This window comes from Chlorobiota bacterium (genome assembly GCA_016710285.1).
GTDB lineage: Bacteria > Bacteroidota > Ignavibacteria > OLB7 > OLB7 > OLB7.
This window is the reverse complement of the sequence record JADJXR010000001.1, coordinates 514,420-537,789: the sequence shown is the minus strand read 5'-3', so window position 1 is coordinate 537,789 and position 23,370 is coordinate 514,420. Positions and strand designations below refer to the sequence as shown.

Annotated in this window: 21 protein-coding genes; 11 read left to right on the top strand and 10 right to left on the bottom strand. The window is 57.6% G+C overall.

Annotated features, from left to right (window positions below; genetic code table 11):
* Nucleotides 1–156 precede the first annotated feature (156 nt).
* From IPM61_01905 to IPM61_01895, 3 genes are all read left to right on the top strand, one after another.
* Nucleotides 157–963, top strand: a complete 807-nt coding sequence (locus IPM61_01905) for a class I SAM-dependent methyltransferase (protein ID MBK8910059.1) — start codon at nucleotides 157–159, stop codon at nucleotides 961–963.
* A gap of 176 nt (nucleotides 964–1,139) precedes the next feature.
* Nucleotides 1,140–2,387, top strand: coding sequence for a hypothetical protein (locus IPM61_01900; GenBank protein MBK8910058.1), 1,248 nt, complete (start codon nucleotides 1,140–1,142; stop codon nucleotides 2,385–2,387).
* A gap of 154 nt (nucleotides 2,388–2,541) precedes the next feature.
* Nucleotides 2,542–3,939 carry a radical SAM protein gene (locus IPM61_01895; protein MBK8910057.1) on the top strand — a complete coding sequence of 466 codons (1,398 nt, stop codon included), beginning with the start codon at nucleotides 2,542–2,544 and terminating at the stop codon, nucleotides 3,937–3,939.
* 27 nt (nucleotides 3,940–3,966) lie between these two features.
* On the opposite strand, the gene IPM61_01890 is transcribed toward IPM61_01895, so the two are convergent.
* A complete protein-coding gene (locus IPM61_01890; GenBank protein ID MBK8910056.1) occupies nucleotides 3,967–4,434 on the bottom strand; it encodes a hypothetical protein in 468 nt (155 codons plus the stop codon).
* 270 nt (nucleotides 4,435–4,704) lie between these two features.
* Between IPM61_01890 and IPM61_01885 the strand changes: the two genes are divergently transcribed.
* From IPM61_01885 to IPM61_01870, 4 genes are all read left to right on the top strand, one after another.
* Nucleotides 4,705–6,729 carry a hypothetical protein gene (locus IPM61_01885; protein MBK8910055.1) on the top strand — a complete coding sequence of 675 codons (2,025 nt, stop codon included), beginning with the start codon at nucleotides 4,705–4,707 and terminating at the stop codon, nucleotides 6,727–6,729.
* A 209-nt stretch (nucleotides 6,730–6,938) separates the two neighbouring features.
* Nucleotides 6,939–7,451, top strand: a complete 513-nt coding sequence (locus IPM61_01880) for a hypothetical protein (GenBank protein MBK8910054.1) — start codon at nucleotides 6,939–6,941, stop codon at nucleotides 7,449–7,451.
* A 286-nt stretch (nucleotides 7,452–7,737) separates the two neighbouring features.
* Nucleotides 7,738–8,466 carry an esterase family protein gene (locus tag IPM61_01875; protein MBK8910053.1) on the top strand — a complete coding sequence of 243 codons (729 nt, stop codon included), beginning with the start codon at nucleotides 7,738–7,740 and terminating at the stop codon, nucleotides 8,464–8,466.
* Nucleotides 8,467–8,629: 163 nt separating this feature from the next.
* Nucleotides 8,630–10,294, top strand: coding sequence for a redoxin domain-containing protein (locus tag IPM61_01870; GenBank protein ID MBK8910052.1), 1,665 nt, complete (start codon nucleotides 8,630–8,632; stop codon nucleotides 10,292–10,294).
* An 89-nt stretch (nucleotides 10,295–10,383) separates the two neighbouring features.
* Here the strand turns inward: IPM61_01870 and IPM61_01865 are convergent, their stop codons facing one another.
* Entirely contained in the window at nucleotides 10,384–10,746 is a 363-nt protein-coding gene (locus tag IPM61_01865; GenBank protein MBK8910051.1) for a hypothetical protein, read from the bottom strand.
* 163 nt (nucleotides 10,747–10,909) lie between these two features.
* Between IPM61_01865 and IPM61_01860 the strand changes: the two genes are divergently transcribed.
* The gene (locus IPM61_01860; protein ID MBK8910050.1) at nucleotides 10,910–12,592 is read left to right on the top strand and encodes a VWA domain-containing protein; all 1,683 of its coding nucleotides are present in this window, start codon (nucleotides 10,910–10,912) and stop codon (nucleotides 12,590–12,592) included.
* A 159-nt stretch (nucleotides 12,593–12,751) separates the two neighbouring features.
* On the opposite strand, the gene IPM61_01855 is transcribed toward IPM61_01860, so the two are convergent.
* Nucleotides 12,752–13,567: a TerC family protein gene (locus IPM61_01855; protein ID MBK8910049.1), complete on the bottom strand. Its 816-nt coding sequence runs from the start codon at nucleotides 13,565–13,567 to the stop codon at nucleotides 12,752–12,754.
* A 166-nt stretch (nucleotides 13,568–13,733) separates the two neighbouring features.
* On the opposite strand from IPM61_01855, the gene IPM61_01850 reads away from it, so the two are divergent.
* Together IPM61_01850 and IPM61_01845 are read left to right on the top strand one after the other, a co-directional pair.
* Nucleotides 13,734–15,233, top strand: a complete 1,500-nt coding sequence (locus IPM61_01850; protein ID MBK8910048.1) for a right-handed parallel beta-helix repeat-containing protein — start codon at nucleotides 13,734–13,736, stop codon at nucleotides 15,231–15,233.
* Between the two features lie 182 nt (nucleotides 15,234–15,415).
* Nucleotides 15,416–16,447 (top strand): deoxyhypusine synthase family protein, encoded by a 1,032-nt coding sequence (locus tag IPM61_01845; GenBank protein MBK8910047.1) that lies wholly within the window; start codon nucleotides 15,416–15,418, stop codon nucleotides 16,445–16,447.
* Between the two features lie 214 nt (nucleotides 16,448–16,661).
* On the opposite strand, the gene IPM61_01840 is transcribed toward IPM61_01845, so the two are convergent.
* The 7 genes from IPM61_01840 to IPM61_01810 all read right to left on the bottom strand — a co-directional run bounded on the left by IPM61_01840 (nucleotide 16,662) and on the right by IPM61_01810 (nucleotide 22,526).
* On the bottom strand, nucleotides 16,662–17,204 hold the full coding sequence (locus tag IPM61_01840; protein ID MBK8910046.1) for a DNA topology modulation protein: 543 nt from the start codon (nucleotides 17,202–17,204) through the stop codon (nucleotides 16,662–16,664).
* Nucleotides 17,205–17,250: 46 nt separating this feature from the next.
* A complete protein-coding gene (locus IPM61_01835; protein MBK8910045.1) occupies nucleotides 17,251–18,282 on the bottom strand; it encodes a DUF2156 domain-containing protein in 1,032 nt (343 codons plus the stop codon).
* A 107-nt stretch (nucleotides 18,283–18,389) separates the two neighbouring features.
* Nucleotides 18,390–19,103, bottom strand: coding sequence for an HAD family hydrolase (locus tag IPM61_01830; GenBank protein MBK8910044.1), 714 nt, complete (start codon nucleotides 19,101–19,103; stop codon nucleotides 18,390–18,392).
* Between the two features lie 34 nt (nucleotides 19,104–19,137).
* Nucleotides 19,138–20,772: a murein biosynthesis integral membrane protein MurJ gene (gene murJ / locus IPM61_01825; protein MBK8910043.1), complete on the bottom strand. Its 1,635-nt coding sequence runs from the start codon at nucleotides 20,770–20,772 to the stop codon at nucleotides 19,138–19,140.
* A gap of 84 nt (nucleotides 20,773–20,856) precedes the next feature.
* Entirely contained in the window at nucleotides 20,857–21,849 is a 993-nt protein-coding gene (locus IPM61_01820; protein ID MBK8910042.1) for an ROK family protein, read from the bottom strand.
* Nucleotides 21,846–22,160, bottom strand: a complete 315-nt coding sequence (locus tag IPM61_01815; GenBank protein ID MBK8910041.1) for a septum formation initiator family protein — start codon at nucleotides 22,158–22,160, stop codon at nucleotides 21,846–21,848. Before IPM61_01815 ends, IPM61_01820 begins: the two co-directional genes overlap by 4 nt.
* 9 nt (nucleotides 22,161–22,169) lie before the next feature.
* Nucleotides 22,170–22,526: a hypothetical protein gene (locus IPM61_01810; protein ID MBK8910040.1), complete on the bottom strand. Its 357-nt coding sequence runs from the start codon at nucleotides 22,524–22,526 to the stop codon at nucleotides 22,170–22,172.
* Nucleotides 22,527–22,823: 297 nt separating this feature from the next.
* On the opposite strand from IPM61_01810, the gene IPM61_01805 reads away from it, so the two are divergent.
* Nucleotides 22,824–23,255 (top strand): heavy-metal-associated domain-containing protein, encoded by a 432-nt coding sequence (locus IPM61_01805; GenBank protein ID MBK8910039.1) that lies wholly within the window; start codon nucleotides 22,824–22,826, stop codon nucleotides 23,253–23,255.
* The last annotated feature ends 115 nt before the right edge of the window (nucleotides 23,256–23,370 follow it).

The following is a 23,370-nucleotide window of genomic DNA, read 5'->3' as shown; positions in this document are numbered from 1 at the left end:
CCGTTGGCCGTTGAACACAGCACCAGAAATGAAGTTACGAGGAACCCTATCGCCGCTGGCGTGCCGCGCCTTCCGCAGTTTCCCCGCCGATGCAGCGCGGGGGATGGATGCGTTTCCCCCGATCCCCAACTACTGAATCTTTATCCCCCCCTAACCATGCCCGCTCCGTTCGATCCCGTTGCCCACCGCTACGATGCCGATTTCACCGACACTCCGTTGGGACGGCGGCAGCGCGCGCTTGTCTATCGCTACTTGGAACCGTTGGTCCGCCCGGGTGCCCGCGTGCTGGAGCTGAATTGCGGAACCGGCGAAGATGCAACTTGGATGGCCGCCCGCGGGGCCGAAGTAATGGCCACCGATTGCTCGGCAGGGATGCTTGCCGTGGCCACCCAGAAAGCGCGAAACGCCGGGGTTGCAATCACCTTCCGGCAGCTTCCCATTCAGGAGCTTGGCGGGCTGGAGCTTCCGCCGGGGCATCCCGGTTTCGATCTTGTGTTCTCCAACTTCGACGGCTTGAACTGCCTTCCCGATCTCCACTTTTTCCCCGATGCCGTCGCGCCGCTGCTGCGCCCGGGCGGCGGGGTGATGGTGGTTTGGATGAACCCCATCTGCGCGATGGAGATTGCTGGATTCGCCTTGCGTGGGCGTTTCGGAATGGCATTCCAACGGCTGCGGCGTGGTGGCACTGCGGCCCATATTGGCGATGCGGAAATGGTGCAAACGTGGTTCCATCCAATCTGGAAAATGAAACGGATGTTCGCCCAACGCTTCCGGTTCCGTACCATTGCAGCAATCGGGCTAACCACGCCGCCAACGTTGATGCGCCATTGGTACCACCGCCACCAGCGGTTGTTCCAGCGATTCTTCCCGATGGAGGAACGGCTGATGGGAACCCCGCCACTGAACCGGCTTGGCGACCACACGCTGCTCCACTGCGTGCTGAAGGGGAACGCGGGGGAATAGACCTTGCCGCAACGGCTTCAAAAAAAAATAACCTGCCGGAACTCCACGGCCTGTTGAACAACTTCTACAAAAAGCATTCGGGGGGAATGCTTGCGAAAATCTGGGCGTGTGCTTTTTGCCGTGCTATCCCCCACTCTCAATAAGCCACCGCTGGGGTGGTTTGTCGGGGCAAAACTATGATGAAGAACATCTGCACCATTGGGCGGCTTCGGATTGCCGCACTTCTTCTTCTGTGGACTCCCGCTGTTGCCAGCGCGCAAGGGAGCGTCGTCGGTTTTTCTGCGGCGGGGAAACAGCATCTGCTTCGCGTTGCCGGGGTGCGCGCGGGGTTGCTGAAGCCGGTTCGCGAGGCAGCGATTGCATCGCTGGAAGCCTATGCAAAACTGTGCGGTCCCAGCTGGGAAATGCCAACGTTGTTTATTGACTTGGTGGAAGAAAAAGCCGACGAAGACCTGCCGGAAATTGAAGCCCTTCGCGACCGCGAAGCCGAGCTTCCAGCCACCACCGATGGGGCCGTGGCGGCACGGGAGGAAGCGGACGTTTGCCGGATCACGCTGCGCCGCCACCCCAGCGGCCATGAAGAATACTCGCAGGGGAGCACTCGCTACCTTATTACCCATGCCGTTGCCCAGGGCGTTCAGCAGTTCAACCAGCACGACGTTGCCGAAGAGGGGGCATCCACCATCGAACGGTCGAAGTGGTACACCAGCGGCATTGCCGATTGGATGGCCAGCAAGGTGTACGAGCTTCCCCAATGGGGCGAACGGCTGCCAAAAATCCAGATCGGTTTTGCCGCAGCGTTGGGGAAGCCCATCACCGAAATGGGACCCCACACTTACTTCTTCTGGTCGTTTCTGGAATCGCAAGGGAGCAAGCCGCTGGAGGTTCTGCGCGGAATGCCGATGGATCCCGACGAGCATCAGGAGTATCTGCGCAAACTTTTCCCCAACCTGCAAGATTTGATGATCCGTTTTGCGGTGGCAATCTCCAAACGAACCCTATCGCCGCTTCCCGACCACGGCTCCATTTGGCGGAAGAATGAGTATGAGTACACCATGCCGCGTGCCGGAACCGCAGTGCTGGAAACCGCCCCAATTGCCGTCAGCTTCCACACGATTACCGTGCAAGAAATCCCCGAAGGGGGCGTTGTGATGGTAACGCCGGCGAACTTGGCCACAAGCCAATCGTGGGCGGCGTTGGGCGACGGAACCGTGCTGCGCGACGGGGAGACGGTTCGCATCTGCGCAAAGGATATCGAGCAAGTGGTGCGGGTGATGGTGGCACGCGGAAACGCCGACGACCCAGAGGAGTATCCACAGATCTCCGTCGCGCTGGACACCGCGCCCTGCCCCCACAAGGCTGCCCCGCCCAAACCCGCCCCAACCCCCGCGCCGCCGCCAAAGAAAAAGAAGAAGAAAAAGTGAAAGAATGCTGGGGGAAGAAACGTTTGCGCAACCGTAGGGTTGTGGGGGAAGAAGAATGCGCGGCGGCTGATTGCCATTGGCCTGTTTTGCCGATGATGCTCCGCTGCCAATCCCCCAGCAATAAACTCCTTTTCCTTCCCCCCGATACCTGCCGATGCTACTAACTCACGGATATTTTTTGGCCGAGGATCCACGCGAGCAACGGATTATGAAGCCGTATCCTCCGCTGGGGATTCTCTCCATTGCTGCATGGTTGCGCCAGCGCGGGGTGGAGGTTGAGTTGTTCGACACCACGTTCGCCACGTGGGAGCAGTTTCGGCAGCGTCTTCTTGGCAATCCGCCGGCAGTGGTGGGCATCTACACCAACTTGATGACGAAGCTGAATGTGCTTCGGGCAATTCGGTTTATCAAGGGGACGCCCGCCTTGCGCGGCACAAAAATCGTGTTGGGGGGGCCGGAGATTCGCCACCATGCCGAGCGATTCCTGCAGCACGGGGCCGACGTTGTGGTGATTGGGGAAGGGGAGCAAACAATGGAGGAGTTGCTCCGCTGCATCAATGCTGGCGGGGAGTTGGATGAGGTTGCGGGCATTGCGTTCTTGCGCGATGGCCAGCTTCTCCGAACCGCCGAACGGACCCTTCTCCGCTCCATTGATGACCTCCCGATTCCGTTCCGAGAAGGGATCGCGCTGGAGCGGTATCTGGAAACATGGAAACGGCATCATGGCACAAGCTCCGTTTCCATCAGCACCATGCGTGGGTGCCCATATACGTGCCGTTGGTGCAGCCGTGCGGTGTATGGCGGAACGTACCGGCGGCGTTCGCCAGCGGTTGTGGCCGATGAGATGGAGCAGATCCGCAACCGCTACAACCCCGACGCACTCTGGTTTGTGGATGATGTCTTCACCATCAATCACCGCTGGCTGGAGGGGTTTGCTGCGGAGCTTGCGGCACGGAACCTCCGCATCCCCTACGAGTGCATCACCCGCGCCGACCGTTTGAACGAGCGTGCGGTGGAGTTGCTGCGGGCCACCGGCTGCTTCCGCGTTTGGATTGGCGCGGAAAGCGGATCCCAGCGAGTGGTGGATGCAATGGACCGGCGGGTGAAGGTGGAGCAAGTGCGGGAGATGATTCAGCTAAGCAAACGCCACGGCATCCAGACCGGGACGTTTATCATGGTGGGGTATCCAGGGGAAACGGAGGAGGATATTTTGGAGACGATTCACCACCTGAAGGTGAGTGCTCCGGACCATTACACCATTACCATTGCCTATCCCATCACCGGCACGCCGTTGTTTGATGAGGTCCGCTCGCAGCTGGTCAGCGTTCCCGAATGGGCCGCCGCCACCGACCGCGACCTTGATTTCCAGCGCACCTACTCGCGCCGATATTACCGGTTTGCCATCAGCCGCATCACCCACGAGGTCCAGGCGCACAAGCTGGCGCAGGGCCCCGCGTTGCCGCGCCTGAAGCATCGGCTGCGTGCGGCCGGCGCAGCCCTGGCCATGCGAATAGAACGGCGTTTCGGCACGGCGGCCGGGGCAACGAAGTAGCGGCAAGGCAATACCGCGTTACTCACCCTAAAACTTGATGCTGAAGCTCCCTTCGTTCACCACCACGATCTCCCCGTTGGCATCCTTGTTCTGGTAGGCTTGGAAGGTGAAGATCCCAACGGCTCCTTTGTCATCGAACTGGGAAAGCTCGACGCTCCCCTGCACGGAGTTCAGCGTGTCAATGCTGGTGAAGTATTTCCCGGGGGCGCGATACTCGGCAACCACCCCTCCTTTCCCACCAATCACCAGCGATCCGGTTCCCTGGATTTTGGGCATATCAATCACGATGGTGTCGGATGTGGCGGCTTGCACGGCGGTAAACCGGAGCGATGAAGTAGCGTGAAGATTCGTCACGACTTGCGAGGTGAACAGCACGCCATCAACCTTTGCGTTGACGACGGTGGTTTCCGGTCCGGTTTCTTCGGCACAGGATGCCAACGCCAATGCCAGCAAGCCACTACCGGCGTAGCGTAGAAGTCTTTGCATCGTACTCATGGTTTGGATTGCTTGTGTGTGGCCAAAAATTACGGCAACGCCAGCAATTGGATGGCCATGGCAAAAAGAAAAATATCAGAGTATCGGCCCCCTGTAGCTGTGAAGCTATTATGCGGGGCATGATTTTTGCCTACGTGCGCCCTGAAATCGGTACAGCTCGCAAGGTTGCAAAAGGTTTGTTTTAGGGTACGTAAAGGTGAACTCATATCCGCTTTTGTAGCATTCCCATTGCACACAAGATCAACAACATCATATTTCCCGAGGTACATCATGACATTACGTTCACTGCTTGCGCACGGAGCCATTCTCACGGCTTTTGCAGCAACCACCGCCACCGCCCAATTACCGGGTCCGGCGGCCAACAGCGACGTTTACGGCCACGTCGGCATCGGGGTCATTGCTCCTGACCGCTCGGCACTGCTTGACCTAACCGGAACCGATGTGGGATTATTGATCCCCCGGCTAACCACTGCGCAACGGAACGGCATTGCGCTGCCAGCAAAATCCTTGCTGATTTTCAACACCGATGCAAACGAGTTCCAGTACAACTGGGGAACGCCAGCTGTCCCGAATTGGCAGCCGCTGTTGGACGGAGCCAATGCCGGAAACACCGCGTGGATACTTACCGGAAACAACGGCCCGTTCACCGATGGCACGAACAACCTGCTGGGCACCAATGCCGGCGCGGGCGATCGCCAAGTGAACATTATTGCTAACGGCCAGCGCACCATCCGCCTTGTGCCAAATGCCACAAGCCCAACCATTCTTGGCGGCTTCAGCGGCAACACTGCTTCCGGGGTGGGCATCACCATTGCCGGTGGCGGCCAGACCGGAAACGTGAACAGCGTCAGCAATAACTTTGGGACGATTGGCGGCGGATATGGCAATACCGTCAACTCCTTCGGATTCAACGGAACCATTGCCGGCGGTGAACTGAACACCGTAACCCAACTTTCCGCCACCGTTGGCGGCGGAAGCCAAAACACAGCAAGCGGCCCCGGCAGCACCGTTGCTGGCGGAAGCCAAAACAGTGCAAGCCAAACCCAAGCCACCGTTGGCGGCGGGCGCGAGAACACCGCAAGCGGATCACGCAGCACGGTTGCCGGTGGATTTCAGAACAGCGCAAGCGGCGATTACAACGCCGTTGGCGGCGGCCAAAACAACCTTGCCAGTGGTGGCGAGAACAACACCGTTGCCGGCGGAACCAGCAACCTTATCATCCCGAACGACGGGGGAACGATCTCGGCCTCGTTTATCGGCGGTGGTGACGACAACCGAATCAACTCCTTCCCTAACAGCGATGTTAGCACGGCAGCCGTTGGTGGCGGATCGGCAAACCTGATTGCTTCCATGAACGGCTTCCCATCATCCAACGTCACCATTGGCGGCGGTGGGAATAATTTCATTTTCAACAGCAACAACGCAACCATTGCTGGCGGCCAGGACAACTCCATTACCTCCGAAGATGACGGCACAAACTACTACAGCGGAAACACCATCGGCGGCGGAACCGATAACGAAATTCGCCCCGGCGATGGAGGCTTCTTGGAAGCGAACGTGATTGCTGGCGGCAGAAGCAACGAGGTGATTGCCAACGGTGGCCTGCTGAATAATAGCACGATTGCTGGTGGTGCGGAGAATGAGATTCGGAGCGGTGTGGCATCTCGAACAGCAAACACCGTTGGCGGTGGTTTCAGCAACTCCATTGAAACTTCCGACTACGCAACAATTAGCGGTGGGAACAACAACAGCATCAGCAGTGGAAACGGATCGGCAATTGTTGGCGGCCAAAACAATGAAGTCAGTGGTGACAACTCCATGGCGTTTGGCACCGGAGCCAACGTGACGCAGGATAACAGCGTGGTGTTCAACCACACCTCCGGCACGCCCACCCGCGTTGGCGTTGCGGCAAACAATCCCCAAGTGGCGATGGACCTTAATGGTGGGTTGGCGGTTCGCCCGCCCGCAGTGCTGAACTTCCCGGCCGGAGCCACACCAAAAATGTTGAACATCACCGTCGGCGACCGTTCTTACTTCCGAATTGCCTCCGATGGGGGATCATGTTCGGGATTGGGATGCGCTGTTTGCGGTGGTACAGTTCTCCGCTCTGTTACTCTCACGAATGGGCAGCAAGTTGGGCAAATGCTCATCATTGAGTGCACAAGCAATGAGTTCCGAATTGCAGATGGTGGGAACATCAATACTCTCGCTTGCTTTAATGCTACCACGAATGACATCATCACGTTCATCTGGAATGGAACAGCATGGTTGGAAGTTGCGCGGTCGGTGAACTAACCTTGTAAGCGATGTAAAAAAAGCCCCTGGCCTAACCGCCGGGGGCTTTTCTTTTTGCCGGAAATTGATTTGCCCGCAAACTGATAATCACCACGCGCCGAACCGATAACTGCTTCCGATATCTTGAACGGCAGAAGTTCGCCGTGTGCGTGCTTCGCGATGAACAACAATTAACCACAACAATCAACCACACCAAACCACACAACACCATGACCACGACCGTAGAAACCACCTTCTACCCGCTTGCCGTTGGGAACACCTGGAACTACCGGATGAACGATGGCAGCACCTTCACCAACACCGTTACGGCGGCCAACGGATCCGACAGCTTCACGATGGTGAACTCCATGATGAAGATTGACCAATTTATTCGCAAGGAGGGGGAGGCATTCCTGGCCGATAACTTCGAGGCGGGAAATTTCCAGGTGCTGCTGCGCGATGACTTGAAGACCGGCGACACGTGGGAGATACGCTACAAAGCCAATGGCTTCGACAACACCCTGGTGATGACTGTTAAGGAAACCGGGGGAAGCCGCGAGGTGGAAGGGAGCACCTACCACGACGTGACGATGATTGAAGGGGAGAGCAAAATGCTGATTAATGGAAACCTGATGGCGTTGAATTTCTTCACCCAATACTACTACTCGCGCGGGGTTGGGCTGATCCTTACCACCTCCTCCGCCGGCGATGCGATGCCGCTGGTTTCCCACACCCTGAATTAATTCCCGCAGGCGTTCGGATGAACGCTGGAATCGGAGAAAGCGATGTTGTACCTTTGCCGCCGACTACTGGATCACAGTCAGTCTGCACCGCGAATCGGCCTGGGCCAATCGGCCTGGGTCGGTTCGTTTATGGCTATTGGTGGTGGCAATCACGCTGGCAAGAAGTGCCCGGGAAAATTCTTTGAGAAAAGTCCCAACCCCCTGCTTGCGTCTTTGCCGGTTCCTGTTAAATTGGCCGCCGCTTTCCTCAGGAATCCTTCCGTTCAACACATCAACTCTTCGCATCATGCAACGATCCCTTGACTCTTGGTACAGCCCAAGCCTTAACCGCAAAATGGAGATTGCGGTGTACGGAACCTATGGTTTCGCACTTCTGATGTTCCCGTCGGCAGCGGCGGATTATTTGGAGTACGAACGGTTCTATATGATCGAATCTATCCGCCCGCACATCGAGGCGGGGAAGTGCAAGGTCTTCTCCATCAACTCCATCAATGCCGAAAGCTGGCTGAACCCACGGATGTCGGGCCGGGCAAAAGCGGTGCGCCACCAGCAGTACAACCGCTACATCGAAAACGAGGTGGTCCCGTACATCTGGAACTCGCAGCGTGGCCGCACGCCGATTGTCACCACGGGCGTTTCGTTGGGCGCGTTCCATGCCGCCAACGTCCTGTTCCGCCGCCCCGATCTGTTCGATGGCGTTATCGGCATGAGCGGTATCTACGACCTGAAGCAATACAGCGGCGGCCACTGGGATGAGGATGTCTTCTACAACTCCCCGGTTCACTATCTGCCAAACTTAGGCGGGGGCTACTTGCACGCCTTGCAGGGGAAATCGAACATCCATTTCCTAACCGGGCAAGGGGCCTACGAGGCACCAGGAGAAACCCGCCGCATCAGCGAAATCCTGAACCGCAAGGGAATCCCCCACCAAACAGAGTTCTGGGGAAAAGAGTGGATGCACGACTGGCCAACATGGCGCGAGATGCTGCCGAACTACCTCTCGCGCAAATTCTAACTCACCCCCTCTCTCCAAATTTTTTTTCGCGAATGCCTTGATCGTGAACGCGCCGAAATGCAATTTTGGCGCGTTCATCGTCTGTGCCCAAAACCATTCCTTGTTGCTGCGGCGGCGTGTGGCAACATCAATCCAACTTCCTTTATGGAGGAGAGGTAATTCTATGAAGCGTTTCCTTCCGTTCTTTCTGCTGCTGGCATTGCCAGCAATTGCTATTTCCGGGGTTAGCGTCACCGGTTCTGTAAAAACTGCGGCGGGGGCTGCTCCGCTGCTTGCGCACGTCCATCTGCTTCGCCAAAACTCCCCGGAACCTGTGGAGACGGTGGAGGTTGGCCGCGACGGACGCTACACGCTGGCGATCCCATCCGTTGGGGCTTGGAGCGTTCAGTTCACCGCTGTGGATCACGAAGGCTACACCATTCCGCTGGTGATTGGCGACGGCATGCCGAACGTCACCCTTGATGTCACCCTGGCCCAACTCCACTTCAACCGCAAGCCCGACACCGTCTGGATTATTGGGGATTGGAACGAGTTCAATTTCCAATCTGCCAAGCCGATGAAGCGGGGCAACGATGGCCGGTTTACCTTCCAGGTGCCAGCAAACGGCGGCCAGGTCCGCTACCAGCTGATCGGTATCGCAACTTCCGACGGCGGCGATGGGCTGCGCAGCGTCAACGCGCCGAACAGTGCCGGCTATGTTTATGACGGCGGCGGCGATTACCGCTCGATCATGGCGGTGAACAAAGCAAAGAAAGGGAAGGTGACGATCACCTTCGACCCCGCCATGCTCCCCGCCGAAAACAATGCCGTTGCCCAAACAATGTTCGGCCCAGAAAGCCGCGCACAGCAGCAGATGGCCGACCTTGCCGCGATGGTAGAAAAAGATTACCGAGCGATGAGAATAGCGATGATGAAAGCGTACCAAGCGGGGAAGGAATCGCCAGAACCGGCATCGCTGGCGTTGCAAAGCCTTGAGGTCCTGCCCAAAGAGATGCGGAGCAACAGCGACCCTACGGTGCGGCAGTTTGCGGCCATCCAGCTTGCGCAGTTCTTGGCCGGAAAATCCAATAGCGCTTTGGCCACCGAGGTTCTATCCATCGCCCCGCCAACATCACCGTTGTGGGCGATAAACGCAAGGGGAGCGGTGCGCATTTCGCTGGCATCGGACAGCAGCGGCGCGCCCACCACCGCCATGAAGTTCATCGAAACCAATCCCAACCGCGAAGTGCAAGCCATTGTTCTTTCCTCGTTAGTGAACGATGCGTTCCATGCCAACCGCGAAGCCGATCTGCGGACGCTGTACGCACGGCTGAAGAAAGATTACGGGGATTTGGAAAGCATGGAATATTCCCTTACCGAGTACAACCCCGATGCCGCCATTCGCGTGGGGAAGATGGTTCCCGATTTTGAGGTGACGCTGCTTTCCGGCGAAAAAGTCAGCCGCCAAACCATGATGGGGAAGACCTACATGATTGATTTCTGGGCAACATGGTGCGGCCCATGCGTGGCCGAGATGCCCAGCCTTCATGCCGCGTGGGAGAAGTACCACGGGAAGAACGGGTTCACGGTCCTGAGCTTATCGTTCGATGGGAAGGTGGAGGACATCGCGCCGTTCCGCGAGAAGAAATGGAAGATGCCGTGGCTGCACACCTTTGTGGAAAAGGGGTTCAAGAATGATTTGTCGAAACGGTTCGAGGTGATGGGAATCCCCAAGCCGATTCTTGTTGGCCCCGACGGCATGATTATCGCCACCGAATCGGACTTGCGCGGAAGCGACCTTGATGCAACGCTTGCAAAACATCTGGATGGCAAGCAAGCGATGAACTAACCCGCAGCACCAACCCAATCAGCACAACAGCCCGGGCCGCGATGGAGCGGCTCGGGCTGTTCTGTTGTGTGGCAATTTGCCAATGGAGCTTATGCCCGCTTCATACTTGTTGCGCCATGGATGCTCAGCGTCAGCACTGAAGCCGCTGTCATCCAGAGGTAAATCCCCACCCCGATAAATTCATATTTACTTATGGTGGCCATGCCTCCCAGTTCCCATGCAAGGCCACCGATAATTCCAGCACACGCGGGAATCCACCACCGCTTCAGGATATCATCCCAACTGCCGATCCAGAGTGCTGGAATGGTGAAGACGATCACCACAATGCAAGCATGAACAAGCTGAACCCGAAGGGGAGCATCGGACAGAAGTGTGCTCGCAGCAAGGAACAGAGTTGTCAGGGACAATGCCGAGACGATCCTTCGTTTCATTATCGGCTTCAGCTTCATCATCGGGTTCTTCCTTGCTTGGCTGTGTTCCTTTTGCGTGCTTTCTGTTCCGGGAAAAAATCTTCCTTGTCGGCTGTCAACTTACTCCGAACTGCTGTGTCATCAGGCGTCCGGCATCCATAAACCATATCCAGTTTGTATTTTCTTGATGGAGGTTGACAACACGATGAACAACTCTCGATTCTACATCCCGGCCACCGGGACACTCTGCGCGGTGTTGCTATCGCTTCTGCTTGCCATGCCGGCCAACGCCCAGCGGCGTTTCCCCCACCTGTTCACCCTTGACGCACGCTCGGCCGACACCCTGTTCACCCCCGACGCCACTTCCGCAAACCACCGCTATCGCATCACCGCCTGGGGAACCTACTCCATGTGGGAAGATACCGTCAACAGCAGTGTGGACCCGCTTTGGATTTACTCCTTCCCAAAAGAAGAATGGGAAAAATTGGAGTGGAGAATCTTCCCAGAAGGCTACCCGATCTACGTGGGCGACAGCCGGATGTACGACTCGCACGGGCTGCGGGTTGATGACAAACCCTTCCCCCAAATGCCCTACCGCCAGGACCACCGTTACAGCATGATTGTTCAGGGAACCGGGCGGCAGATCAGCACCGCGATTGTGGATTGGAACTTCAAGAACCTTCAGAAACGGGATGCCCACGACAACAACAGCGGCGCGTTGTATGTGCTGGTGGAGGAGCTTCCGAACTACGGGATTGACCTGTGCGGCGTGGATTCCTCCCGCTTCCCGGTGATCCGCGTTTCGGTGAAAGCCAACCGCGAAGGAATCCGCTACGAAGACTTAGCCGGCAAGCTATCACTCACCGAAGATGGAACCCCGGTGCAGATTGACAGCATCAATTGTGCCGAGCGGATCATGCCGGTCTCGGTGGCGATGGTGTTCGACCGCAGCGGAAGCATGCGCGACCCGTTCGGAGCCAGCACGCGGCTGGCCGAAACCAAAACCGCCGGAAAGAAATTCACCGCCAAGCTGGACCCGATTGATGAAGCCGCCATGTTCTCCTTCAGCGATGCCACCACGCTGGACCAGTCCTGGACCAACAACCGCGCGCTGCTGGACCGCGCCATTGATAACCTTACGGCTCAGGGCTACACCGCAATGAACGATGCGGTGATGACCGCAATCGCAGCCATTGAAAACCGGACCAACCCGCGCAAGGCAATCGTGCTGCTTAGCGATGGCGAGGACAACCGCTCGGCAGTGCAAAGCATCCAGACGGTGATCGCACGCGCCAAGCAAGCGAACGTTCCGGTGTTCGCCATTGGGTTGCTGCTGGATACCGACGACTCGCTAAAACTGCTTGCTGCCGGAACCGGAGGGAAATACTTCAGCGTGCGCGATGCCGGCGCAATGGATAGCGTCTTTGCTTCGATTGCCGAGCTGGTGTTTGAGAAAGGGTGCTGTTCGGTGTATTACACCACCCCCGACCGGCGGCGCAACGGAACGCTTCGCAGCGTTGAACCACGCTTCGCCATTCCCGACGACACCACCATCAGCGGCGGCAGCGGAAGTTATCGCGCCCCGCAAACCGGAACCAGCGTCGCCGCCGAAACCGCTGGCGACAACGGCACGGCAATCCTTGCTGTTTCCCCAAACCCATTGCGCGACGCAGCCACGCTCCGGTTCCGCATCGGCCAGCCCGGGCGCGTTGTGATTACGGTGATGAACGTTAGCGGTGAGGTGGTGAAGACGGTGGTGGAGGGGCAGATGGAAACGGGCCAGCACCAGCAAAGCATCAGCACCGCCGCGCTTCCTGCGGGCCGCTACTTCATCCGCCTTGCCGCCCCCGGAGTGACGGCCATCTACGGCGTGCAAGTGGTGAAATAAACAACGGCTTCTGGAAGAAGAGCCTGCGACGATTCTGCAAAGATTCCCCAAGCAAGGGTGCCGATTGAGTTCGGTGCCCTTGCTTCTTTTTGGGGTGGATTTCAAAGCGGCCTGGGCAGGCTAAAGACCTGTTATCAATCCCGACAGAGGTCGGGGCCGCTACCGCTTCCCCTCTTCCTGCGCCAGCGGCACGCCGGTCACGTTTTGGTGAAGGTGAACCGCCTCGGGGAGCTTCTTGCCACGGTCTTGTTGGCGTTTCTTCGCCCACAGGTTCAGCATCTCCACAAACACGCTGAAGGCCATTGCCGAATAGACATATCCCTTCGGAATCTCAACGTGGAATGATTCGGCCACCAGCGTCATCCCGATCATCAGCAAGAAGGCAAGCGCCAGCATTTTCACGGTGGGGTGGCGCATCACGAAGTCGCCAACAGGCCGCCCGGTTGCCAGCATGAACCCCAGCGAGAGCACCACAGCAATCACCATCGTCTCAATCTGGATGGCTGGTTGCAGCTGGCTGGTCATCCCAACAGCGGTGATGATGGAGTCTAGCGAGAAGACGATATTCAGCAGCATGATCTGCATCACGACGCTTCCGAACTCCGACTTTTCGGCCCCCCCGCCATGAATATCTTCCGAGCCTTCTAACTTGTTGTGAATCTCCTTCGTGGCCTTGTAAATCAGGAACAGGCCGCCCCCCAGCAGGATCAGATCGCGCCCAGCAAATGGGTGGCCAAACAGGGTGAAAAAGGGCTGCGATAAGCTGATAATCCAGCCGATCGCAAAGATCAATGCAACGCGGAGGATACAGGCCAACCCAAGCCCAATCAGCCGCGCCCGCGATTGGTCCGATTGCGGCAAACGCGAGGCCAAAATGGAGATGAAGATGATGTTGTCAACGCCAAGAACGATCTCCATTGCGGTCAATGCCGCAAGGCTGGCAAGCACTGGGCCAGTAAGGAGTGCTTCAATCATGTTGCTGGTCTGTTCAAAAATTTTGGTGATAGGTTTTGTGGAGGACAAAAGTAAGCGATAGAGGGGAATGCCAAGCCGACGGAATCGCTTTGCAACCAACAAAGCAATCTCCATGATTACCTTTGTACCGGTTCTTCCTTCACGTCCAACAACCTTTCTACGCCCGATGAAAACTCTGCTACTGGTGCTTTTCGCAATCCTTCTGCTCCCCACGCTGGGCATTTCCCGCACGCTGACTGTTGGCCCGGGAGCCGATTACTCCAACTTGGAATCCGCCGCCGCCGCCGTGCAGCCGGGCGACACCATCCTCTTCAAACTTGGAACCCATGCCGGCGGGCAATATGTGGAAGGCTTGCAAGGGCGTGCCGATGCGTGGATCACGATCATGGGGGAAGGGGAGGAAACGGTGATCCGTGGCGGAACAAACTCGTGGCAACTTTCCGACCCGGCGTACCTTCGGATCATCGGGATCAGCTTTGGCGGCCAAACTGGGAATGGCTTGAACATTGACGACGGCGGAAGCTACGACACCCCCGCCCACCACCTGGTGATCGAGCAATGCCGCTGGCTGGATATCAACGCCACCGGAAATAACGATCTTCTGAAAATGTCCGGCGTTGACAGTTTCTGGGTCAGCGATTGCACCTTCCAGAACGGTGCGACAGGGGGAAGCATGATTGATATGGTTGGCTGCCACGGCGGCAATTTCCTTCGCAATCGGTTCCAGAATGCCGGGTCCAATTGCATCCAGGCAAAAGGGGGAACAAGTGATATCCGCATTGAAGGGAACACGTTTATTGATGGCGGCGCACGCGCAATTAATATCGGTGGGTCCACCTCGCTTCAGTTCTTCCGCCCGTTGGGAACCAACTATGAGTCGGCACGGATCAAGGTTTACAGCAACGTTTTTGTGGGGGCCGATGCTGCGGTTGCCTTTGTTGGAACGGTCAACAGCGAAGTGGTGAACAACACCATCTATCTTCCAAAACGCTGGGCCATACGCATCCTTCAGGAAACCATCGAGCCGCAGTTCCTGCAATGCGGCGACAACACCTTCCGGAACAACATTGTGGTGGTGGGGAACGTGGCCGCCAACCCAACGCTGAACATCGGGGGGAACACCCGCCCGGCAACCTTCACCTTTTCCAACAACCTGTGGTTCAATGCCGAGAACGGAAGCTGGAACGGCCCGAACCTTCCGTCTGCCGAATCGGACGGCATTATTGGGCAGGACCCGCTGCTGTTGGCCGCGCCAGCGGATGTCTCGCTCCTCACGGGATCCCCGGCAATCGGCGCGGGGTTTCCCGTTGCCGAACCAACCCACGATTACAACCGCCACCCGTTCTTTCCCGTCCGCTCCATTGGTGCGACGGAAGGGGGGAGCAGCGCGATCTCTGTTGAGCAGCCGGTCAATCTTTCAACGGAACTTCAGTGCGCGGTCGTCTCCGGTCCGGACCTGGCCGCTGTGGATATCCAGTTGCCCCGTTCGGGCCGGGTGGAGCTTTCGCTGTATGACGTTCGCGGGGAATCTACCTGGAGCCACCACGCCTTGCTGGGGGCTGGCACAACAAGGCTACAGCTTCCCGCCAGTGAGCTTCGCAAAGGCTTCTACGTGCTGGTGGTTCGCTTGGGAAGCCGCGTTGTGGTGAAGGAAGTGTTCTGGTAAACATCAGGCAGAGCAATTGGCTGCGGGGATGCGTTGGCGCGGCCTGCTGTGGCGGTTGCTCGCGCTTGATTTCTTACTTCTCCGTTCCTTCTTCCCACTGTACATTTGCCGCCGTCAACGTACCGCGAAGGTACCCGGAAGGTATCCATCAACCGAACGCACAATCCTGAATTTTACCAACCATGCAGCATACACGAGAAGAGTATCTCCAGAAAAAAATCGCACCAGTTTCGCCGAAGGATGTGGCCGGCGTGAACGACTTGTTGGAACGCCTAGGGGGCTGTTCTTTCCAGGGGCGTGCGCTAAGCCGCTGCCTTGACGTGCTGGAAAACATGGTTCGCGACGAAGAGTGCATGGTGATTATGACCCTTGCCGGGGCAATGGTTCCCGGCGGAATGGAGGAGGTGGTGACGCAGTTCATCGAGCATGGGATCATTGACGCGCTGGTCAGCACCGGGGCCAACATGAGCCACTCGATGGTGAACCATGCCGACCCGGAAAATCAAGGGCATTTTGTTGGCGCAACTGCGGTGGACGATGCCGAACTTTTTGAGCATCACATCAACCGCATCTACGACACCTTCTTGCCGGAAGATGGCTACCACAAAGGTGAGGTCCTGCTGGAGGCAATCCTGACGAAATACTTTGCCGACAACGGGATTGACCCGCTTCAGCCCTGGCTTGTTCGCCCGCAGGAGCTGTTCCGCCTTACTGGGCTGGCTCTGGACTCGATGGGAAAGCGGGGAATCCTTGCCGCTGCGGCGCGCCACAACGTCCCGATTTACTGCGGCGCAACCACCGACAGCGAGTACGCCCTGAACCTTGTGAAATACAACATGAGGAACAATTGGAAGATTGTGTTGGATGAGCTTGCCGACGTTCACACGTTTGCCCACAGCCTGCTGGCAAAGGAGCGTGGCGGGACGCTGATTATTGGCGGTGGAGTGCCACGCAACTGGGCGCAACAAGCCTGGCCGTTGCTGGAGATGACCGGCGCAACCGAGCGCCACGGCTACGACCGCACCGTTCGCATTTACACCGATTCCCCAAGCTGGGGCGGGCTTAGCGGCTGCACCATCAGCGAGTCGGTAAGCTGGGGGAAATACACGGAGAACGCCGTCTCTGCCGAGGTCCAATGCGATGCCACCATCGCGCTGCCAATGCTGGCCGTTGGGCTGTTCGAGCGGCTGGGAATCGCAGGGAAAAACGGGTGAGGGGATTGAGGTAGCCGCCCCGACCTCCGTCGGGATTGAGGTAGCCGCCCCGACCTCCGTCGGGATTGATAAAAGGTCTTTAGCCTTCGGTGTTATCTGACTGGGCCCCGATAAAGATCGGGGCCGCTACCTTGATGTAGCCGGAACCGCCACCGCACAGGTAGCCGAAGGTCTTTAGCCTTCGGCGTCTTACTCTCAAAAAAGACTGGGCAGGCTAAAGACCTGCCGCTACCTTGATGTTGCCATCGCCGCCACACATCCCCTCCAAAAACTCCCGAACCTCCTTCGGTTTTCGGAATATCAGCACTTGTTTGCCGGCCTCGTGGTTCCGGATGCCTTCAATCAACAGCGGGCGCGAACGTTTGGGGAAATTCCAGATCCAACGAAGGAATTCAGGATCGAAGCGTTCGGGGCAATCGGGGGCCATGTCGGGTCGGGTTTTCCCGTAATAATGGATAATTCGCTTCACGGCACGCCACAAACAGAGGTAGCGGGAAAAATCAAGGAAAATGATGGTGTCGGCAAGTGCGGCGCGTTCGGCAATGGTGTTCCCGTAATTTCCATCCATCACCCAGCGTTCGGCGGTTAGCAACGCCGATAATTTTTCTTTCCATTCCGGGCGTGGGGTTTCTATCCACCCTGGGTTCCAGAAATGGGCATCTAAATGAATTACCGGAATATTCAGCCGCGCCCCCAACTGCCGGGCAAGTGTGGATTTTCCGGCCCCGCCACTTCCAATCAGAATAACGCGTTCCATGCTGCTGGTTGAAGAAAATAAATGGGGTTAATTGGGGCGATAAAACTCAGCGGTTTTTTTCACGATGCACCGCCCATTGCCATTCCGTCCGGATTGCGCCGGCAACCGCACGCAGCAACAACACCAGCGGCGACCCAGCACTAAATGCCGAGGCAATGGAGTACAACGTCCGTGGAGTGAATGTTGGAGTGTTGGCAATGGCATACACCGGGTCCCAAGAATGGGGACGGAATTTTGCTTTGAAAGAATCTAACCCGTCAAAATTATAGAAACGCCGCCCGTGCGCCCGCACCGCTGCCAACGTTGCTTGCAACCATAATGGATTTGTGGTTTGCGGAATGGCCGCATTGCGCGATAATGGCGCAAGGCCAAGCGTCATAAAATCGGAACCACTGTGGCGAAGTGCTTGCGCGGTCCAATAGACCATCAGCTCGGCGGTCCCGTTCGGCGCGTTGTGGCCGCGAATAATTTGCTCAATTAACCAGCCGTTCCGTTGCGGAACCGGCGAGGCAACAATAAATCCCACCACTTGCTTGCCCCGCTGGGCAACAAACACGCGCCGATCGAACAGCCGGCCCAACGTTTCCGGCTCAACCAAAAAACGCAGCGGCGGAAGGCGGCGCGTTGCCAGCCACTCCTGCAAACATTGCTCCAACACCGGATTGCGCGAAGCCTGGTGAACGCCCCACTCGCCAACCCAAACCCCTTTGTTCCATGCGCGATGCAGCTGCGCCCGCAGCGATGCGTGATGCTCAAAAATCTTTTCCCAACGCTGCAATTCCCACGTTGGCTGCGCGCCCAGCAGGACCATGGAGTGATCGGCGGAGGTGTCGAATAATTTTTCCAATCGCTGCTCCGCGCCAAAATAACAGACGCGCTCACCGGCGTTGCGTGCCTCCTGCTCGAATGCTTCCGTAATTGCCGGAAGCTCCGATTTATTGCAGACCGGCGCGCCCGCCACCACCCGCACCTTGTTGTGCCGCACAAACCCAATTACCCCTTGGTGATGTTTGGGAAACCAATGCCGAATTCCAGGATTGATAATCTGGTAGCACGTAGCATTCCACCCCCAGGCCATTACTATTTCCCGGGCGGATTGAAGAGTATCGTGGCTGCTTTCCATTATTTGGCAAGTGTCGGAAATGTGAGCAAGATCGGCTCCCCGAAAGGGAAATGGACGATCCATCAAAATTCATCCAATATCTCGGATAAATTAAAAACAATTCGATTGGGGGATGAGGAGATTGGGATGATATGGTGAGCTGCTTTTTCCGCAATCCAGATTGTGTTCATGCCAACCGCTGCTGCGCCGCCGACATCGCAACGGAGGCTGTCGCCAATAAATAGAAATTGGTTTGGGCTTGCGTCAAATTTCTCCATTGCCATCCGAAAAATCAACGGCGAAGGTTTGATTGCGCCAACCTCACGCGAGAAAATCATGCAGCGGAAATCCTCGAAAATTCCGGCGCGTTGCAATTCTTGGATAAATAGCTCTGTTCGTCCAAAATTGTTGGAGACCAGCCCAATCGGAAATCGCGCCGCAAGTTGATGAATTACCGCCGCGTGATGTTCCGGAATAATCCCAACTTCATGCCGGGCGAACACTTCTTCCAGCAATGCCCGTTCTTTCTGCGGAATATTTTCGGGTTCGCAAATTTCATCAACCCAGAATCGAAGCAGTGGGAAGGAATCGAACAGCGCGGGGTTGTGATAGCCACGGAGTGCTGCGCGAACAATCTTCGCCATCAACCGGTTGACTTCCGCCGGGGCAAGCTCAGTTCCGCCAGCGGCCTTGTAGGTTCCGGCAAAATCTTCCTCAGGGCCAAAGCGGTCGCACCCCAGCATGATGGTGTTGCACAGGTCCAGCAAAATGGCGCGGCAGGAATGGACCAAAAGCATGGTTGCAAGCGGATTGATGAATGGATTGCGGCCTTTACCGGAGCTTCTTCCAAACGCGGCCAAGCAGTGCCCGCGATTCGGCAATGCCAAGCGTTGTGGTGGCCACGGCGTAAACACCGCCAAATGGAATCAGCACTGCCGCTGCAATCGGCACGGGGTGCATTGCTGGAAGGAGCAGTTTCACCCCCCAGCCCGCGCCGGCTGCGGCAATGGCCGCGCCCCACAGCCGAAGCAGCACCGAAGCGGGCAGTCCAGAATGGCCGATGCGGCGGTTAAGCTGCCGGCGAAGCAGAAAGAACTCAACCCACCCGGCGAACCCTGCTGAAATGGTTAGCCCCGCAACGCCCCACCGTTCCTGCAAACCAAACAGCGAAGGAAGATAGAGGGCGAACGCCACCCCCAACACCGTGGTGAACGCCACCCGAGTGATGGCATATTTCAGCGGGCTGCGGGTGTCGCGCAGGGCGTAGAAGGTGGAGCTGTACAGCCGCCCCATGGTTGAGGCCAGCAGCCCAACGGAGGACCCGGCAAGAATCGCCCAGACGTAGCGGGAGTCGTCGGCGGTGAACTTCCCTGATTGAAAGAGCGCGGCGGCAATCAGGTCGCCAAAGGCCAGGAAGGCGGTGGCCGAAGGGACAATGAAAAACGCCACGCGCCGAAGCCCTGCGTTTAGCCGCGTGCGAAGCGTCTGGTGAATTTGGTCCTCACTTCCGGTTGTGCGCGACATCTCGGCCAACTCCGTGGCCGAAATCGCCATGCCGAACAGGCTGACCGGAAGGGTGTACAAAAGCTGGGCGTAGCTTAGCCCCGTGACGGCCCCGGTGCCAAGCAAGCTGGCGATCATGGCATCCACATAGGCGCTGATCTGGACCACGCCACGGCTGATGAACGCGGGGATGAAGTTCCGCAAAATGGCTGCAACACTGGTATCCCGAATGTTGAGCGAAAGGCGCAGCCCTTTTGCCAAACGGAGCACTAACGGAAGCTGCACAAGGAACTGCAACGCGCTTCCCGCAACCGATCCCCACGCCAAAACGGTGGCCAGCTCAAACTCACCAACGCGGCCTCCCCAGCCCAGCAGTGCGGCAATCATGGCCACGTTCCAGATAACCGGGGCGCTGTAGCTTAGGAAGAATCGGCGGTGGCTGTTCAGCACCCCCAGGCACCACGCGGAAATCACCAGCAGGCCGGCGCCCGGGAAAAGAATCCGAACAAGGGCAATGGTTAGCTCACGTTTTTCGCCGGTGAAGCCGGGCGCGATAAGGCCAATCAGCAACGGGGTGGCGGTGATGCCAACCAGAACGATGGCGGAGACAACCAGCGAAAGGATTGCGGCAATGGCCCCGGCAACGCGCCCAGCTTCTTCCCGCTTCCCTTGCCCCAGCAAGTTGGCGTACACCGGAATGAACGAGGCGGAAAGCGCCCCTTCGCCGAAAAGATTCTGCAAAAAATTTGGGATGCGGAAGGCGGCGTTGAAGGCATCGGCAGCGTCGCTGGTGCCGCCGAAATAGTGGGCAAACACGCGGGTTCGGACAAGCCCAATCAAGCGGCTAAGAAGAATGCCCAAGCTGACCAATGCTGCCGAACGCCCGCTCCGGCTGGGCTTTTCGGCGGCAGCGGCGGTGGATGAAGGTTGGTCGCGAAGCCGGGAGGTTGTTGGATTGGGCATGAATCGGAAATCGGTGGTTGGAAATCGGCCAACGCAGCGTGCAAGCACCGCGCCGCCCATCTTCCCCCTAAATTTTTTTGAAGCCTACGAATTACCCCTTGCCACCTTCTTTGCCAGCATTGCCGCGCCAATAATTCCGGCATTATTCTGGAACCGAGCGGTTCGCAACTGCGCATCGCGGGCGATTGATTTCAGCAGGCGTGCGCGAAGCGAGCGGCGAGCCGGTTCCAGCAGGAATTGCTCGGCTTGGGCAACGCCGCCGCCAACAATCACCACGTGAATATCCAACAGATTCATTGCCGAGGCCAACGCCGCGCCAAGTATTTCCCCCATCTCCTCCAAAAATTCCACAGCGAAGCGGTCGCCCGCTTCGGCGGCGGTGTTGATAAGTTTGGGGTCCAGTTCGTTCCCTTCGGCAATCATCGTGTGGAGCAGGGATTGGGGGAATCGGGACAACCGCAATTCGGCGGCGGCGGTCATGTAGCGTTGGCCCAGATATGCTTCCACACAGCCACGCGCGCCGCAGTTGCAAAGCTGGCCGTTCATGGCAACCGAAAGGTGGCCAAGCTCCCCCGCGCCGCCGGTTGCGCCATGCCAGATTTCCCCGTTGGCGATAATGCAGCCCCCCACCCCGGTGCCCAGCGTCACGAACAGGAAATCGCGGTCGGTTGCGCCCGGGGCTTGCGCTTCGGCGATGGCGGCAACGTTGGCATCGTTCTCGACGGCAATTGGAAGCTGGCGTGCCAGCAACGGAGCCAATCGTTTGGCCACCGGAACGACTTCCCAGCCCGGAAAATTCGGCGGGTAGCAAACATTCCCCTGCTGGTTGACAACCCCGGGAATGCCCATCCCGATGGCAGGGATTGGGTGGGGATATTCGCCAAGCAACTGGTTGACCCCTTCGGCAATGCGGGCAATCACCGCGTCAACGCCATGTTCGGCATCGGTGGGGAGGGCAAACTGGTGTAGGATGTCGCAGCTGGGCGCGTCAACAAGGCCAAACTTGAGTGTGGTTCCGCCAACATCCACGCCAATCAGTGGCTGGGGGCGGGGCTGGGTTGTGCTGATAAGGGTCATTCGGGAACGCGGTAGATAATTTCGCCGCTGCGGACCATCCCGTAGCGTTCGCGTGCAAGCCGCTCGATGGTGGCGGTATCGTTGGCGTAGCGGCTGATTTCGTGGCGCAGGGAATCGGATTTTGCGCGCTCAAGGTAAAGCTGTTGGCGGGTGTCGGCGGCTTGGGATTCAAGCTGCAGACGGCGAAAAATGCCACGGCTGCCAAACATAGCAATGGCCAGCACCGGCAACGCAACGGCCAGCACCAGGAGTGTTCGGCGGCGCATTGTTAGCGGCTTCGGGCGGAAACGGCGGCGACGGAAGAGCTTCATCGGCAAAAATCAAGGCATTGGTTCACGGTCGTATTCCCCGCGTTCGGCTGGGCCATCATCGTGCTCGCCGATGTTGTTCATCCGCTCGAACATCTCATCAATCTCCTGCTCGGCGGGGTCCTCTTCCTGCGGTAAATCCCAGATGGAGCGTACTCCAAAAGCGTCGTCCACCGTTGGCTCAAGGTGCCCTTCCTCGGCAAGCATCGTGATGGTGTAACGGCGGTCGTCGCCGAACGTCACGTAGTAATCATGGCCGGCACTGAGATGCTCGGCCAACTCCATTGTGGAAAGGTGATCTTCTTGGTCGGTTACCAGGTGCGTGATCGTCCCCTGGTCATCGGTGAGGATTCGTACAATCTCCGGCATGGTGCTAAGCTCCTACGCCGTGCGGGCGTAATTTTGTTTGGATAGAAAATCACACTGCGGGGCTGTTCGTCGTTCCCGCACAACAACCCGCAAACGGTTGCCGCAAGAAGCTGCCACAAGAAGCTGATTAGGCAATGCAGATTGACAATTCAGAGGGCATGAAGGGAGCAGCGCAACTGGCAGATTGCCGAACCGGAGATTATCCTGCCCCCTGAATTGTTCATCAATGCCATTGCTTATCAAGGCTGCTGACGAACGCCGATTCCAACTTACTCAATCACAAGGAGAAAACACACCGTGAAGAACAGTTTGATTGCAGGGCTGCTGGCCCTGACGGTGGCGCTGGGCGCCTGCGCCAAAGAAGAGAAAGCCGCCGAATCCGCCAAACCAGAAGCCGCGCCCGTTGCCGAGAAGAAAGCCGAGGCAACCCCGGCAATGGATGTGAACAGCCCAAACGTGATGAAAATTGCCCTGCCAACCATGCAATGCGAGTCGTGCGCCAAAACGATTAAGCGGGCGGTGAAAGGGGTGAATGGCTACGAGGATGCCACCATTGATGTTGACAACAAAGTGGCGTTCATCAAGGTGGCCAACAACACTCCGGAAGCCCAAATGGAGATGGAGAAAGCAATCGCCAAAGCGGGCTACAGCACCCCGAACGTCCAGCGCGACCAAGCCGCCTACGACGGCCTTGATGAGTGCTGCAAAGAAGACGGGATGAAGAAGTAAATCGGCAACCCGATTTCCCCCGTAACCATCGTTTGAAATTGAACAAGGGAGCATCGTCCAACCGAGGCTCCCTTGTTTGTTTAGGGTAGCCGGCGCACGGGTAGCCGAAGGTCTT

Bases quoted from the DNA above. Each gene is read 5' to 3' on its own strand.
- IPM61_01850 (MBK8910048.1), top strand. From the start codon at position 13,734: ATGAAAACTCTGCTACTGGTGCTTTTCGCAATCCTTCTGCTCCCCACG.
- IPM61_01890 (MBK8910056.1), bottom strand. From the start codon at position 4,434: ATGAGTACGATGCAAAGACTTCTACGCTACGCCGGTAGTGGCTTGCTG.
- IPM61_01895 (MBK8910057.1), top strand. From the start codon at position 2,542: ATGCTACTAACTCACGGATATTTTTTGGCCGAGGATCCACGCGAGCAA.
- IPM61_01820 (MBK8910042.1), bottom strand. From the start codon at position 21,849: ATGACCCTTATCAGCACAACCCAGCCCCGCCCCCAGCCACTGATTGGC.
- IPM61_01870 (MBK8910052.1), top strand. From the start codon at position 8,630: ATGAAGCGTTTCCTTCCGTTCTTTCTGCTGCTGGCATTGCCAGCAATT.
- IPM61_01810 (MBK8910040.1), bottom strand. From the start codon at position 22,526: ATGCCGGAGATTGTACGAATCCTCACCGATGACCAGGGGACGATCACG.
- IPM61_01885 (MBK8910055.1), top strand. From the start codon at position 4,705: ATGACATTACGTTCACTGCTTGCGCACGGAGCCATTCTCACGGCTTTT.
- IPM61_01905 (MBK8910059.1), top strand. From the start codon at position 157: ATGCCCGCTCCGTTCGATCCCGTTGCCCACCGCTACGATGCCGATTTC.
- IPM61_01860 (MBK8910050.1), top strand. From the start codon at position 10,910: ATGAACAACTCTCGATTCTACATCCCGGCCACCGGGACACTCTGCGCG.
- IPM61_01835 (MBK8910045.1), bottom strand. From the start codon at position 18,282: ATGGCCTGGGGGTGGAATGCTACGTGCTACCAGATTATCAATCCTGGA.
- murJ (MBK8910043.1), bottom strand. From the start codon at position 20,772: ATGCCCAATCCAACAACCTCCCGGCTTCGCGACCAACCTTCATCCACC.
- IPM61_01855 (MBK8910049.1), bottom strand. From the start codon at position 13,567: ATGATTGAAGCACTCCTTACTGGCCCAGTGCTTGCCAGCCTTGCGGCA.
- IPM61_01815 (MBK8910041.1), bottom strand. From the start codon at position 22,160: ATGAAGCTCTTCCGTCGCCGCCGTTTCCGCCCGAAGCCGCTAACAATG.
- IPM61_01880 (MBK8910054.1), top strand. From the start codon at position 6,939: ATGACCACGACCGTAGAAACCACCTTCTACCCGCTTGCCGTTGGGAAC.
- IPM61_01900 (MBK8910058.1), top strand. From the start codon at position 1,140: ATGATGAAGAACATCTGCACCATTGGGCGGCTTCGGATTGCCGCACTT.
- IPM61_01865 (MBK8910051.1), bottom strand. From the start codon at position 10,746: ATGATGAAGCTGAAGCCGATAATGAAACGAAGGATCGTCTCGGCATTG.
- IPM61_01875 (MBK8910053.1), top strand. From the start codon at position 7,738: ATGCAACGATCCCTTGACTCTTGGTACAGCCCAAGCCTTAACCGCAAA.
- IPM61_01840 (MBK8910046.1), bottom strand. From the start codon at position 17,204: ATGGAACGCGTTATTCTGATTGGAAGTGGCGGGGCCGGAAAATCCACA.
- IPM61_01830 (MBK8910044.1), bottom strand. From the start codon at position 19,103: ATGCTTTTGGTCCATTCCTGCCGCGCCATTTTGCTGGACCTGTGCAAC.
- IPM61_01845 (MBK8910047.1), top strand. From the start codon at position 15,416: ATGCAGCATACACGAGAAGAGTATCTCCAGAAAAAAATCGCACCAGTT.